The 13,232-nt window shown below is 68.9% G+C and carries 14 protein-coding genes; 5 read left to right on the plus strand and 9 right to left on the minus strand.

Annotation, left to right across the window (positions count from 1 at the left end; genetic code table 11):
- The first annotated feature begins 12 nt into the window (after positions 1-12).
- The 3 genes from QM693_RS12235 (at position 13) to QM693_RS12245 (ending at position 3,217) form a co-directional block, all read left to right on the plus strand.
- The gene (locus QM693_RS12235; protein ID WP_283352453.1) at positions 13-1,476 is read left to right on the plus strand and encodes a catalase; all 1,464 of its coding nucleotides are present in this window, start codon (positions 13-15) and stop codon (positions 1,474-1,476) included.
- A gap of 115 nt (positions 1,477-1,591) precedes the next feature.
- A complete protein-coding gene (locus QM693_RS12240) occupies positions 1,592-2,323 on the plus strand; it encodes a flavodoxin family protein (RefSeq protein ID WP_283352454.1) in 732 nt (243 codons plus the stop codon).
- A 24-nt stretch (positions 2,324-2,347) separates the two neighbouring features.
- Positions 2,348-3,217, plus strand: a complete 870-nt coding sequence (locus tag QM693_RS12245; RefSeq protein ID WP_280781519.1) for a class II glutamine amidotransferase — start codon at positions 2,348-2,350, stop codon at positions 3,215-3,217.
- A 12-nt stretch (positions 3,218-3,229) separates the two neighbouring features.
- Here the strand turns inward: QM693_RS12245 and QM693_RS12250 are convergent, their stop codons facing one another.
- Together QM693_RS12250 and QM693_RS12255 are read right to left on the minus strand one after the other, a co-directional pair.
- Positions 3,230-4,282, minus strand: coding sequence for a ferredoxin--NADP reductase (locus QM693_RS12250; protein WP_283352455.1), 1,053 nt, complete (start codon positions 4,280-4,282; stop codon positions 3,230-3,232).
- Positions 4,283-4,413: 131 nt separating this feature from the next.
- Positions 4,414-5,175 carry an SDR family NAD(P)-dependent oxidoreductase gene (locus QM693_RS12255; RefSeq protein ID WP_283352456.1) on the minus strand — a complete coding sequence of 254 codons (762 nt, stop codon included), beginning with the start codon at positions 5,173-5,175 and terminating at the stop codon, positions 4,414-4,416.
- Between the two features lie 120 nt (positions 5,176-5,295).
- Between QM693_RS12255 and QM693_RS12260 the strand changes: the two genes are divergently transcribed.
- On the plus strand, positions 5,296-6,069 hold the full coding sequence (locus QM693_RS12260) for an SDR family oxidoreductase (RefSeq protein ID WP_283331368.1): 774 nt from the start codon (positions 5,296-5,298) through the stop codon (positions 6,067-6,069).
- Between the two features lie 77 nt (positions 6,070-6,146).
- Here the strand turns inward: QM693_RS12260 and QM693_RS12265 are convergent, their stop codons facing one another.
- The 6 genes from QM693_RS12265 to QM693_RS12290 are packed head-to-tail and all read right to left on the minus strand — an operon-like array spanning position 6,147 to position 11,778.
- Positions 6,147-6,959, minus strand: coding sequence for a MaoC/PaaZ C-terminal domain-containing protein (locus QM693_RS12265; RefSeq protein WP_280781515.1), 813 nt, complete (start codon positions 6,957-6,959; stop codon positions 6,147-6,149).
- Positions 6,960-6,961: 2 nt separating this feature from the next.
- Positions 6,962-8,140: a lipid-transfer protein gene (locus QM693_RS12270; RefSeq protein ID WP_283352457.1), complete on the minus strand. Its 1,179-nt coding sequence runs from the start codon at positions 8,138-8,140 to the stop codon at positions 6,962-6,964.
- A complete protein-coding gene (locus QM693_RS12275; RefSeq protein ID WP_283352458.1) occupies positions 8,137-8,568 on the minus strand; it encodes a MaoC family dehydratase in 432 nt (143 codons plus the stop codon). Before QM693_RS12275 ends, QM693_RS12270 begins: the two co-directional genes overlap by 4 nt.
- Positions 8,565-9,677, minus strand: a complete 1,113-nt coding sequence (locus tag QM693_RS12280; RefSeq protein ID WP_283352459.1) for an acyl-CoA dehydrogenase family protein — start codon at positions 9,675-9,677, stop codon at positions 8,565-8,567. The genes QM693_RS12275 and QM693_RS12280 overlap by 4 nt, the downstream gene beginning before the upstream one ends.
- The gene (locus QM693_RS12285) at positions 9,677-10,615 is read right to left on the minus strand and encodes a bifunctional MaoC family dehydratase N-terminal/OB-fold nucleic acid binding domain-containing protein (RefSeq protein ID WP_283352460.1); all 939 of its coding nucleotides are present in this window, start codon (positions 10,613-10,615) and stop codon (positions 9,677-9,679) included. The genes QM693_RS12280 and QM693_RS12285 overlap by 1 nt, the downstream gene beginning before the upstream one ends.
- Entirely contained in the window at positions 10,612-11,778 is a 1,167-nt protein-coding gene (locus QM693_RS12290; RefSeq protein WP_283352461.1) for an acyl-CoA dehydrogenase family protein, read from the minus strand. The genes QM693_RS12285 and QM693_RS12290 overlap by 4 nt, the downstream gene beginning before the upstream one ends.
- Positions 11,779-11,917: 139 nt before the next feature.
- On the opposite strand from QM693_RS12290, the gene QM693_RS12295 reads away from it, so the two are divergent.
- Complete coding sequence (locus QM693_RS12295) at positions 11,918-12,358, plus strand: nuclear transport factor 2 family protein (RefSeq protein WP_283331375.1); 441 nt, start codon at positions 11,918-11,920, stop codon at positions 12,356-12,358.
- On the opposite strand, the gene QM693_RS12300 is transcribed toward QM693_RS12295, so the two are convergent.
- Complete coding sequence (locus QM693_RS12300) at positions 12,342-13,229, minus strand: LLM class F420-dependent oxidoreductase (protein ID WP_283352462.1); 888 nt, start codon at positions 13,227-13,229, stop codon at positions 12,342-12,344. The two genes, QM693_RS12295 and QM693_RS12300, sit on opposite strands and share 17 nt — an antisense overlap.
- Positions 13,230-13,232: the final 3 nt, after the last annotated feature.

Below are 13,232 nucleotides of genomic sequence, written 5' to 3' on the forward strand. Positions count from 1 at the left end.
AAGGGATCCACTGTGAGCCGAGAGACCACTGCGAACACCAGCGACAAGCTCACCACGGCCGTAGGCGCACCCGTGCCCGACAACCAGAACGTCGTGACCGCCGGGCCACGCGGGCCGCAGTTGCTGCAGGACGTCTGGTTCCTCGAGAAGCTCGCACATTTCGACCGCGAGGTCATTCCGGAACGTCGCATGCACGCCAAGGGTTCCGGGGCGTACGGAACGTTCACCGTCACGAACGACATCACCCGGTACACCAGCGCGAACATCTTCTCCGAGGTCGGCAAGAAGACCGAGCTGTTCGCCCGCTTCTCCACCGTCGCCGGTGAACGCGGCGCCGCCGACGCCGAGCGCGACATCCGCGGCTTCGCGGTCAAGTTCTATACCGAAGAAGGCAACTGGGACCTCGTCGGCAACAACACCCCGGTCTTCTTCTTCCGCGACCCGCTGAAGTTCCCCGACCTCAACCACGCCGTCAAGCGTGACCCCCGCACGAATCTGCGCAGCCCCGACAACAATTGGGACTTCTGGACGTCGCTGCCCGAGTCGCTGCACCAGGTCACCATCGTGATGAGTGACCGCGGCATCCCCTCGTCGTACCGGCACATGCACGGATTCGGTTCGCACACCTTCAGTTTCATCAACGCCGAGGGCGAACGCTTCTGGGTGAAGTTCCACCACCGCGTGCAGCAGGGTGTCGAGAACCTCACCGACGCCGAGGCCGAGGCCCTGGTCGGCGCCGACCGCGAGAGCCACCAGCGGGACCTCTTCGACGCCATCGAGGCCGGCAATTTCCCGAAGTGGAAGCTGTGCGTGCAGATCATGCCCGAGGCCGACGCCGACACGGTCCCCTACCACCCGTTCGACCTGACGAAGGTGTGGCCGAAGGCCGACTACCCGCTCATCGAGGTCGGCGAATGGGAACTCAACCGCAACCCCGACAACTACTTCGCCGAGGTCGAACAGGCAGCGTTCAACCCTGCGCACGTCGTGCCCGGCATCAGCTTCTCCCCGGACAAGATGCTCCAGGGCCGGTTGTTCTCCTACGGTGACGCGCAGCGCTACCGCCTCGGTGTGAACAACTACCAGATCCCGGTCAACGCGGCCCGTTGCCCGGTGAGCAACTTCCACCGCGACGGTGCCATGCGGGTCGACGGCAACAACGGTGGCACCCTGCACTACGAGCCGAACAGCTACGGCAAGTGGCAGGAGCAGAGCCGGTACCGCGATCCCGCGCAGGGCGTGGGCGCGTTCGCCGACCGGTTCAACTTCCGCGAGGACGACGACGATTACTTCTCGCAGCCGCGCGTGTTGTTCAACAACATGAGCGACGAGCAGAAGCAGGTGTTGTTCGAGAACACCGCGCGGGCCATCAACGGCGCGTCGCAGCAGGTCGTGCAGCGGCACATCGACAACTGCACCCAGTGCGACCCGGCCTACGGCGAGGGCGTCGCGAAGGCTATCTCCGCGCTGGGCTGAGAACACCCGGGTCCGCCCGGTCCGGGATCGCCCCGGACCGGGCGGACTCTTCTGCCACGAACAGGGTCCGCCGCGGCATATCGTGGACTTCCGGACTCTTTCCGTGGGAGGACTGATGACCGATCCGTCGCCGCAGGACGGGACCCCCCGTTTCAGCGGTCTGCGTGCCCTGTTCGTCAACTGCACCCTGAAGCGGTCTCCCGAAGTGAGCAACACCCAGGGGCTGATCGACCGCAGTGTCGGCCTGATGGAGCAGGAGGGGGTCTCGGTCGACCAGATCCGGGCGGTGGACCACGACATCGCGACCGGCGTGTACCCGGACATGACCGAGCACGGATGGCCGAGCGACGAATGGCCCCGACTGTTTCAGCGGGTGCTGGACGCCGACATCCTGGTCCTGGCCGGTCCGATCTGGCTCGGCGACAACGGTTCCGTCACGAAGCAGGTGATCGAGCGACTGTACGGTTGCTCGTCGATTCTCAACGACCACGGCCAGTACGCCTACTACGGGCGCGCCGGGGGTTGCCTGATCACCGGCAACGAGGACGGTGTCAAGCATTGCGCGATGAACGTCCTCTACAGCCTCCAGCATCTCGGATACGTGATCCCACCGCAGGCAGACGCCGGATGGATCGGTGAGGCCGGCCCGGGCCCCTCGTATCTCGACGAAGGGTCGGGCGGCCCGGAGAACGATTTCACCAACCGCAACACCACGTTCATGACGTACAACCTGATGCACGTCGCCGCGATGTTGAAGAAGGCCGGCGGGTTCCCCGCGTACGGAAATCAACGTTCGGAGTGGGACGCGGGTTGCCGCCCCGACTTCGCCAACCCGGATTACCGCTGATCCGCCCCATCCGAGAGGGAAATCATGTGCCGATTGTTCGGGTTGTCCGCCGCCCCTCATCGCGTCCGCGCATCGTTCTGGCTGCTGGACGCCCCGGACAGCCTGGCGCAGCAGAGTCACCGCGAGCCGGACGGCACCGGACTCGGCACGTTCGCGGAGGACGGAACTCCGATGGTGGAGAAGCAACCGCTCGCCGCATACGAGGACACGGAGTTCGCGCAGGAGGCGAAGCATCGGTATTCGGCCACGTTCGTCGCGCACATCCGTTTCGCGACCACGGGTGACCTGCTTCCCCAGAACACCCATCCGTTCGCCCAGGACGGTCGCGTCTTCGCCCACAACGGCGTGGTCGAGGACCTGCCGAAACTCGAGGCGGAACTGGGCCCCGACCTCGCGCTCGTTCACGGCGACACCGACTCCGAACGCGTCTTCGCCCTCGTGACCAGTCACATCGGCAGGAACGGCGGCGACGTCACCGCCGGCATCACCTCGGCCGCCCGATGGCTGGCCGACAACGTGCCGATCTACGCGCTCAACATCCTGCTGACCACACCCGGCGAACTGTGGGCGCTACGGTACCCGGACACCCACGACCTGCTTTTCCTCGAGCGGCGCGCGGGCGGTCCGAGCGGTGGTCGCCACCTCCAGCACGCGAGCACCCCCGGCCGGATCCGTGCCAGGTCCGAGCATCTCGCCGAGCATCCGGCGGTGGTCGTCGCCAGCGAGCAGATGGACGAGGACCCCGGCTGGACGCCGCTGCAGTCGGGCGAACTGCTCCACGTCGACCGCGACCTCACCGTCACCCGGGAGGTGATCGTCGATCGCCCACCCCGTTACCCGATCCGCCTCGCCGACCTCAATGCCCGCGCCGCGGCCGCGCAGACGGAGAAGTAATACCGGCGTCGATCAGAACTCGATCCGCACGTGCTCGCTGACGGGGCGGGCCTGGCACGCGAGGATGTAGCCGCTCGCGATGTCCTCGGGATCGAGGATCGACGCGTTGTCCATGTCCACCTCTCCCTGGACCACCGTGCATGCGCAGGAACCGCATTCGCCCTCGCGGCACGAGTAGGGGACGTCGAGGCCCTTCGACAGCATGACGTCGACCAGTGTCGCCTGGCGCGGCCAGCTCAGGCTGTGAGCTTCGCCGTCGAGTTGCAACTCGACGGTCGACGTTCCCGCTTCCGTGTCCGGCAGTTCCTCGACCACAACCTCTGCAAACGGATCCCCGGACAGGGAGGTGAACACCTCGGCGTGCACCCGGTCGCGCGGGACGCCGGCGAGTGCGAGCGACTCGTGGATCGCGTCCATGAAGGGACGCGGTCCGCACAGGTAGGCGCGGTGATCCCGGAACCGGTCCGACAGATTCGCCAGCTGGCGCGGTGTCGGCAGGCCCTGCACGCTCTCGAGCCAGTGGACTACGGTCAGCCGGTGTTCGTGGCGGGCCGCGAGCTCCCGCAACTCGTCGGCGAAAATGACCGACTTCTCGTCCCGGTTCGCGTACACCAGAACGACTTTCCCGTTGCCTTCGCTGAGCGCCGACTTGAGGATCGACATCACCGGAGTGATTCCGCTGCCCGCGGCGAACAGGATCAGGTCTTCGTCCAGGCTGGCCGGAGTGAACACGCCCGCGGGAGGCAGGACCTCGATGCGGTCGCCGACGCCGACGTTGTCGCACAACCAGTGCGAACCGTAGCCGCCTGCGGTGCGTTTGATCGTCACCTTCGGCAGGTCGTCGGTGAATGGCGAACTGGCCAGCGAGTAGCACCGGGCGACGGATCCCGTCCGGTCGCTCGGGATGCGCAACGTCAGGAACTGCCCGGGCTTGTAGGCGAATTCGTGCCGACGCTCGTCGGGGACGTCGAACACCAGCGACCGGGCGTCGGACGTCTCCTCCACGACAGCGGCCACGGTGACCATTACTGATCGCGAACTGCGTGGTGTTTCAACGGTCGTCATCGCGACGGTGCCCTCTCGCTACGGTAATTCGATCCTGCCGAAACTAGTGCACATCGACGGCGGCGGCCGCAGCTCTTCCCGCTGTGCGGGACCCGGATCATCGCCGTCACCCCCAACTGGACTGCCCGCCGTCAGCCCCAACGGGACTGCCCGCCGTCCAGGGGGATGGTGGCCCCGGTGAGGTACCCGGCGTCGTCGCTCACCAGGAACACGACGGCGCGCCCGATGTCGGTTTCGGCGTCGCCGACGCGTCCGAGCGGGATGCCCGCCACGAACTCCGCCGCCTCGTCCGGGTTCCGCTCCATCCACCGCGCGAGGGCCGGACTCTTGGCGTGCGGGGCCACGGACAGCACCCGGATGCCGTCCCGGCCCCACTCGCACGCCGCCGACCTGGTCAGCGAACGCATCCCCTCCTTGATCGAGCCGTAGGCGCCGTAGTTGCTCGCGTCCCAGCGCACGGCCGCCGACGTGACGAGGTTGACGATCACTCCGCCACCGCGCGCCTTCATGTGCGGGTGGCACGACTGCATCATGCGCAGCGTCGCGAGTGGTCCCGTCGCGAAGGACCGCTCGTACTCCTCGTCGATCACCGACAGGATCGGTCCTGGTGTGCAGTCGTTGGCGTTGTTGACCAGGATGTCGACGCCGCCGAACACGTCCACGGTCCGCTCGACGGCGGACGCGATGTCCGCGCGCCTGCTGACGTCGCACACCACCGGTTCGCCGCGGGCGCCGAGTTCGGCGAGTCGCTCGCACGTGCCGTGCAGTTTCGATTCGGTCCGGCCGGCGACGGCGATCGCCGCGCCCTCCCGGGCGAGGGCCAGGGCGATTCCCTGCCCGATCCCCTGACCCGCACCCGTGATCAGCGCGACCTTGCCGTCGAGTTTGCCCATGTCCACTCCCGTTCCCCTACTATCGAACCAAGCATTTGCTTGTTCTCGGCTTCGTGCCGATTCACCCGATCTCGTTCGAGCGCCAGTTCTCCTCGCGCTCCCTCACTCCGAAGGTTTCCCGTGACAATCCCCCCTCCTCTCGATTTCAGTGGCCGCACCGTCGTCGTGACCGGCGGAACCAAGGGCATCGGTTTCGTCGTCGCCGAATCGTTTCTTGCCGCGGGTGCGAACGTGCTCGTGTGCGGCCGGACCGCACCGGACACGCTGCCCGCGCGCGGTGAGCGCACCGCCGCGTTCCGCGCGACCGACGTCCGCGACCATGCCGACGCCGCCGCTCTGATCGACGAGGCCGTCGCGCGGTTCGGCCGCCTCGACGTCCTCGTCAACAATGCGGGTGGTTCGCCCGACGCCGACGCGGCCACCGTCTCGCCGCGGTTCGTCGAGAAGATCGTCGCGCTGAATCTGCTGGCGCCCTTCACCGTTGCCCAGGCCGCCAACGCGGTGATGCAACAGCAGTCCGACGGCGGTGCCATCGTCAACATCGGCAGCGTCTCCGCCCACGATCCGCAACCCGGCACCGCCGCGTACAGCGCCGCGAAGGCCGGCCTGCTGGTTCTGACGAAAGCGCTTGCGCTCGAGTGGGCTCCGAAGGTCCGCATCAACCACATCACCACGGGTCTCATCCGCACCGAGAGCGCGGCGTCCGTCTACGGTGACGACGGCGGCGCCGCCGTCACCCGGACCCTGCCGATGGGGCGGATGGCGGTGCCGTCCGACATCGCGGACGCCTGCCTGTTCCTGGCGAGCGCGCAGGCGTCGTACGTGAGCGGCGCGGATCTCGCCGTCCACGGCGGCGGCGAGTATCCCGCGCGGTATCTCGCCACCCACTCCTGACCTCCTCGCCGAATGTCACATCGGTTCAGTTGAACTGCGCCGATGTGACATTCGGCGACGAAGGGACGAACGTGCGGTCAGCCGAATGCGGCGCGAGCGCCGGCGATGAGCGGCCGGTCGTCCCGGACGAGTTCGAACGACGCATCACCCGCATCACCCCACGCCCGCAACGACGGCGCGTCGCCCGGGTAGACCGGTGCGGCGAACCGTCCCTCCAGCCGGACGAGGTCGGCCGGGTGGACGTCCAGCGCCCGCGCGAGTTCCAGCGTGCTCGCGGCGAGGGTGCACAGCCCGTGCATGATCGGCCGGGGCTGCCCGATCCGCTCGGCCGCCGCCGGGTCGATGTGGATGTGGTGCCGGTCGCCGGTCAGCCGGTACAGCGCCGCCTGGTTCGCCGCGGTCTGCAGCACAGTCGTCGAGACCGGTTCCCCCTCGGGCCGAGCCGGTTTCGCGGGACCGCGATCGCCACCGAAACCGCCGGCACCGGGCGCGAACAACGACCAGGTGGCGACGAAGAACTCGGACTCGACGCGCACCTCGAACACGGCCGCCGAACCCTTGTCCCACACCTCGCCGACCGACGCCGACAACGCGATCTCACCGCGACGCGGAAGCGGCGCGAGCACCGCCAGTTCCTGCGATCCGTGCAGCGCCGTCTTCGTGTCGAAGGCGCCCCGCGACCCCAGTTCGTCCGGCGCCCACTGTGCCAGGGTGAGAGCGAACGTCGGCAGCACCCGCAGACGCTCCTCGAAGACGAGGTCCAGTTCGGTGGCCCGCGCACCCACCGACAGTGCGTACAGGATGGCGTCGCGCTCGTCGTACCTCACGGTGCGGGTGCCGAGGTCGGTCCCTCGCCACGCTCCTGCCGTCGTGCGCTCGGTTGTCGTCATGATCAGTCCTCTCTGCCCAGGATCAGGCCGCTGGTGGGCACGGCGGTGCCCGCGGTCACCAGCACGTTGCCGATGCCGTCCGGTTGGGTGGTCGACGTTCCGCGGATCAGGCGAACCGCCTCGGCGATCCCGTTGACGCCGTGCAGATAGGCCTCGCCGATCTGGCCGCCGTGGGTGTTCGCCGGGAGTCGGCCGCCGACCTCGAGGTTGCCGTCCCGGATGAAGTCCTTCGCCTCGCCCGGGTCGCAGAACCCGAGTTCCTCGAGTTGCGGGAGGACGAGCGGAGTGAAGTGGTCGTAGAGGATCGCCGCCGAGACGTCGTCGGGCGTGAGACCGCTCTGCCGGTAGAGTTGCCTGCCCACGAGGCCCATTTCGGGTATTCCGGTGATGTCGGGCCGGTAGTAACTGGCCATCATGTGCTGGTCCTTGCCCGAGCCCTGCGCGGCGGCCTTGACGATCGCCGGGATGGTGCGGAGGTCCTTCGCGCGTTCGGCAGAGACGACGACGAGGGCCTGACCGCCGTCGGTTTCCTGGCAGCAGTCCAGTAGGTGCAGCGGTTCGGCGATCCACCGCGAATTCTGGTGGTCGTCGAGGGTGATGGGCCGCCCGCGGAACCAGGCGGCGGGGTTGTCGGCGGCGTGCTTGCGTGCGACGACCGCGACCCGGCCGAAGTCCTCACTCGTGGCGCCGTACCGATGCATGTACCGGCGGGCGAACATCGCCACCCACTGGGCGGGCGTCGACAGTCCCTGCGGGGTCAGCCAGGCGTACGCGGCCCGGTCCGCGGTGCTGTCCATCGGGCGGTCGTGCTGCCCGAGTCCGTAACGCACACCGGACCGTTCGTTGAACGCCCGATAGCAGACGACGACGTCCGCGATGCCGGTGGCGACGGCCATCGCCGCCTGCTGAACGGTGGCGCACGCGGCGCCGCCGCCGTAACCGATGCGGGAGAAGAACTTCAGCTCACCGATGCCCGTGTTGCGGGCGACGAGCACCTCCCCGTTCGTCTCCGCGGTGTACGTGGACAGTCCGTCGACCTCGGACGGGTCGATACCCGCGTCGGCGAGTGCGGCGACGATCGCCTCGCACGCCAGTTGCAGTTCGCTTCGTCCCGAGTGCTTGGAGAATTCGGTGGCGCCGATGCCGACGATGGCGGCGGCGCCCGACAGGGGGCTGGTCACAGGTCTCCTCGTGCAGGCCAGGCGACGACGACGGTGCCGGTGGCGTGATCACCGAGGCTGTTCGCGCCGCGGATCTTCACGGTCACGAGGCCGTCGTCCTTCGCGACCACCTCACCGGTCAGGGTCATCGCGTCGCCGGGGTAGTTGGGGGCACCGAGCCGCACCGCGATCCGGCGCAGCGACGCGTGCGGTCCGGCCCAGTCGGTGACGAACCGCCCCACCAGCCCGTTGGTGGTGAGGATGTTCATGAACACGTCCTTCGACCCCCTCTCCACCGCCAGCGCCGGGTCGTGGTGAACGTCCTGGAAGTCGCGGGTGGCGAGGGCGGTGGCGACGATCAGGGTGCGGGTCAGCGGAATCACCAGCTCCGGTAGCCGGTCGCCGATCGTGACGGCGTCGTAGGTCGTGGCGCCGACGGTCGCGGTCATGCGACCACCTCGACCCCGGCCGCCAGCTGCGCGCCCAGACGTGCCAGGTCAGAGCCGGCTCCGCCGAGGGTGGCGGCGAGCTGTTTGCCCCACAGCAGGTGCCGGTGCACCGGGTAGTCGGTGTCGACGCCGATTCCGCCGTGCACGTGCTGGGTGCGGTGGACGACCCGCTGCCCGCCGTCGGTCGCCCACCATTTCGCGACCAGCACAGCGGTTCCCGGATCTTCCCCGCTCGCGAGGAGCCACACGGCCTGCCACAGCGTCACCCGCATGGCCTCGAGGTCGATGTAGCAGTCCGCGAGCTGATGGGTGACGGCCTGAAACGTCGCGAGCGGGCGGCCGAACTGGGTGCGTCCGTTGAGGTAGGTGACGGCCTGACGTACCGCGCCCTCCCCGACGCCCAGTTGCAGGGCGGCGACCGCCAGTTCCGCCCGTTCGATCAGCCACCGCACCGCGCTACCGTCCGCCGGGCCGACCGGTTCCGCGGGCGCCGCGTCGAACGTGACGTTCGCGCAGATCTCGTGGGTGGTCGACTCCGCCTGCTGCGCCGTCACGCCCGCGGCCCCCGGGCGCACCAGGAACAGCGCCGGACCGCTGTCGGTGGCCGCGGAGACGAGGAGGCGTTCGGCCAGGTGCGCCACGGGCACCGCGGCCTTGGCGCCGTGCACCTGCCACCGGCCGTCCACCTCGCGTGCCGTCGTCGCCGGTTCGCCCGCGACGTACGGTCCGAACTCCTCGAGCCCGACCGTGAGGATCAGGCCGCCGTCGGCCGCCGCGGGGACCAGCGCGGCGCATTGGTCCGGCGTCCCGAACTCGGCGATCGCGAGCGCGCCCAGCGCGTGTGGCCACAACGGAACCGGCGCCACGGTCCGGCCCTGCTCCTCGAGCAGGACGTACAGTTCGGCGAGTCCCATGCCGCCGCCGCCGAGGTTCTCGGGCAGGGCGATGCCGAGCAGCCCGGTGGTGGCCAGTTCGCGCCACAGTTCCCGGTCGATCCGGTCGGCGCTCGATTCGACGTCCTTGATCCGCTCGGGTCGCGACGTGGCAGCGAACACGTCCGCGGCCAGTCCGCGCACCGCTTCCTGCTCCTCGCCGAATGTGAAATCCATCAGTGGTCCTCCGATGCAGCGGGCCGGAACGCGGGAAGTGTGAGTTCCGGGTCGGCGTCGATCCAGTCCAGTTCCACGGGCATTCCGATGTGCACGTGACCGGGTTCGACGCCTGTCATGTTGGCGATCAGGCGGGTGCCTTCCTCGAGTTCGATCACCGCGACGATCAGTGGGTAGTCGAAGGCATCGATCTTCGGGTGGTGATTGACGACGAACGTGTAGACGGTGCCCCGCCCCGACGCGTCGACGGTGTCCCACTCGGTGGAGCGGCACTCCCCGCACATCGGCCCGGTCGGGTGCCGCAGCACACCGCAGCTCGTGCACCGCTGAATGACGAGGCGGTGCTCGCGTGCGGCCGCGAACCAGAAGGCGTTGTCGTCGTTGAGAGCGGGCCGCGGGCGAAGCGGGCGCGGGGCCGGACGTTCGGCAGGCCGGAATCGGAGTGTCCGCCACCGCTGGGTGCCGACGATCTCGCCGTCGCCGTTGCGGTACGTCTTGAGGGTGGTGAGGAAATGTCCGGCGCCGATACCGGTCTGCTTCTCCGCGGAGACGGACTCGACCACCTCGGTCGTGCTCACCCGGTCGCCGGGGCGCAGTTCGGCGACGAATTCCTGGTCGGAATCGGTGGCGACGACGGATGTGAATCCCGCCTCGTCGAGTGTGGCGATCAGTTCCGTCCAGACCGGTGACGGGTCGGCGCCGGACATCTTGTCGGCGAATGTGCGCATCGTCCACACCTGCAGCATCTGGGCGGGTGCGACGGCGCCGCCGCGGCCGGTGGCGCGCGCGGCGTCGTCGTCGAGGTAGACCGGGCTCGTGTCGCCCATCGCCTCGGCCCAGTGCCGGATCATGGGCGTGTTCACCGGGTCGGGACCCCAGGTGGCCGGGACGATCGTCCGTCCATCGAAGGCGCGGAGCCGGGTGAGGAGTTCGCTCATTTCACCCTCTTCTCGCGGGCGAGTCCGAGGCCGAGGGTGCCGACCATGTCGCGGAGCACCTCGTTGACGCCGCCGCCGAACGTGTTCACCACGCTTTGACGTGAGATCTGTTCGATCTGGCCGGCGAGGATCGCGCCCGGCGAACCCGGACGCAGCCGTCCGGCGGCACCGAGGATCCCGAGCAGCGTGCGATAGACGTCGACGTGGGTTTCGGTGCCGTACGTCTTGGTGGCGCCGGCGTCGGCCCCCGACAACGCATCCCGCGCGACCGCGGCGGTCATCTTCCAGTTCAGTAGACGCATCGCCTCGAGCTTCGCGTGCGTGCGCGCGAAGTCCATCTGCACCCACGGAGTGTCGAGTGCCCCGTTCTGCCCGGCCCAGTCGAGGACCTGGTGCCACAGGCCGAGCGTGCTGCCGCCGAGCGCGGCGAGCCCGATGCGTTCGTGATTGAGCTGCGCGGTGATCAGCTGCCACCCGCCGTCGACGTCGCCCACGACGTCCTGATCGCCGACCCGGATCCCGCTGTAGTAGGTCGACGTGACCGTCAGCCCGCCCACGGTGTGGATCGGTGACCAGCTGAAGCCTGGATCGTCGGTGGGAACGATGAGGATCGAGATGCCCTTGTGCTTGGGGGCATTCGCATCGGTGCGGCACGCCAGCCACACGTAGTCGGCCGTGTTGGCGCCACTGGTGAAGATCTTGTTGCCGTCGACCACCCACGTGTCCCCGTCGCGCACGGCCCGGGTCTGCAGCGAGGCGAGGTCGGTGCCGGCCTCCGGTTCGGTGTACCCGATGGCGAAGACGATGTCGCCGGCCAGGATGCCGGGAAGGAACCGCGCCTTCTGCTCCTCGGTGCCGTACTTCATCAGGGTGGGGCCGACCGTGTTGACGGTGACGAACGGGAACGGCAACCCGGCGCGTTGCACCTCGTCGAAGAACACGAACTGGTCTTCGATCGACCGTCCCTGCCCGCCGTACTCCACCGGCCAGCCGACACCCAGCCAGCCGTCCTTGCCCAGCAGCCGCACGATGTCGCGGAAATGCTCTCCGCCCACACCCTCCTCACCCGCGGTCCGCCGCGTCTCCTCCGGCAGCAGCGCCGCGAAATAGGCGCGCAACTCCCGCCGGAGTTCCCGCTGCCCGGGCGATTCCCTCACATCCATCGGCGTTCTCCTCAAACCTGTGCGTGGCTGTCGCCACGGGTGTTCTGGACGCTAACCAGCACTCCCACGCCTCGGTGCCGATGTCTCGGTCAGCGGGAGGCGGCTGTCGCCGATGCCGCACGTCCGCTGGAATGGTGGAATGGCCACCGGATTCGCTCTCACCGAACTCACCGCCCGCTATGCGCGGGCCGTCGACCGGCGCGAGGCGGCGACGCTCGCGGCGTTGTTCGACCCCGACGCGACGTTCGTCCTCCCGCCCGCGTTGACGGGCACCGGCGCGGCAACGGAACTCCGCGGCAGCGGCGTGCTCGCGTCCGCCGTCGTGGACGCGGTCTCGCATCTGCAGTCCACCCGGCACGTCGTGCACCAGCAGGTGATCGACGTGGACGGGTCGACGGCGTCGGGCGAGACGTACTGCACGGCACACCACGTCTATGCCGGACGAAACGGATTCCGCGACAACCGGATCGCGTTGCGCTACCACGACCGGTACGTGCTCGGCGACACCGGCTGGCAGTTCTCCCGGCGCGAACTGATCGTCGACTTCAGCGAGGACCTGCCGGTCACCGTGCCGGACTGAGCCCCAACCGCGCCGAGCAGGCGGCCATCTCGTCGATGACCTGGCCGAGGGACTGCGCGTGCCGGGACGCCGACAGCACGAGCCGATTCGCGCCCAGGTCCCGGGACCGGTCGAGTGTGGCCTCGTCCAGCCGCGGCAGCGTGGCACCCAGCACGAGGTCGACGTCGGCGGGATCGCGGCCGGCGTCCGCTGCCGCCGCCCGCATCCGGGAAATCGCCCGGTCCAGGTCGTCGCCGGCCAGGCCGAGCGGCTGGAACCCGTCGCCGAGCCGCCCGGCCCGCCGTGCGGCCGCCGGGCTGTGTCCGCCGATGAAGAGCGGCACTCCCGAATTCCGGTGGGGTTTGGGCCAGCTCTGGGCGCCGCGGAAGGAGAAGTGTTCACCCGCGAAGTCGACCGCGCCGGTACCCGACCACAGCGCCCGCATCACCGCGATCGCCTCGTCGGCGACCGCGCCGCGCCGGTCGAAGTCGCCGCCGCAGGCCTCGATCTCCTCGCGCATCCAGCCGAGACCGAGGCAGATGCGGAGACGCCCCGCGGACAGCCGGTCCAGGGTGGCGAGACGCTTCGCCAGCACCACCGGGTGGTGGTTGGGCAGCACCAGCACTCCCGTCGCGAGTCCCAGGGTCGTCGTGGCGCCGGCGACGAACGACAGCAGTTCCAGCGGGTCCGGCAGGCTGCAGTCGTCAGGCAGGTGCGACTTGCCGGTGGGCGAGTACGGATATTCGCTCGCCGTGTCCGCGATGACGACCGAATGCTCGACGGCGGAGATCTCGTCGAATCCGAGTGATTCGGCGGCCCTCGCGAATTCGAGTATCCATTCGGGCTCGCCCGCCCGTCCCAGCTCGACGGGAACCACCACACCCAGTTTCATGTC

Source organism: Rhodococcus sp. IEGM 1305 (genome assembly GCF_030058635.1).
Lineage (GTDB): Bacteria > Actinomycetota > Actinomycetes > Mycobacteriales > Mycobacteriaceae > Rhodococcus_F > Rhodococcus_F opacus_D.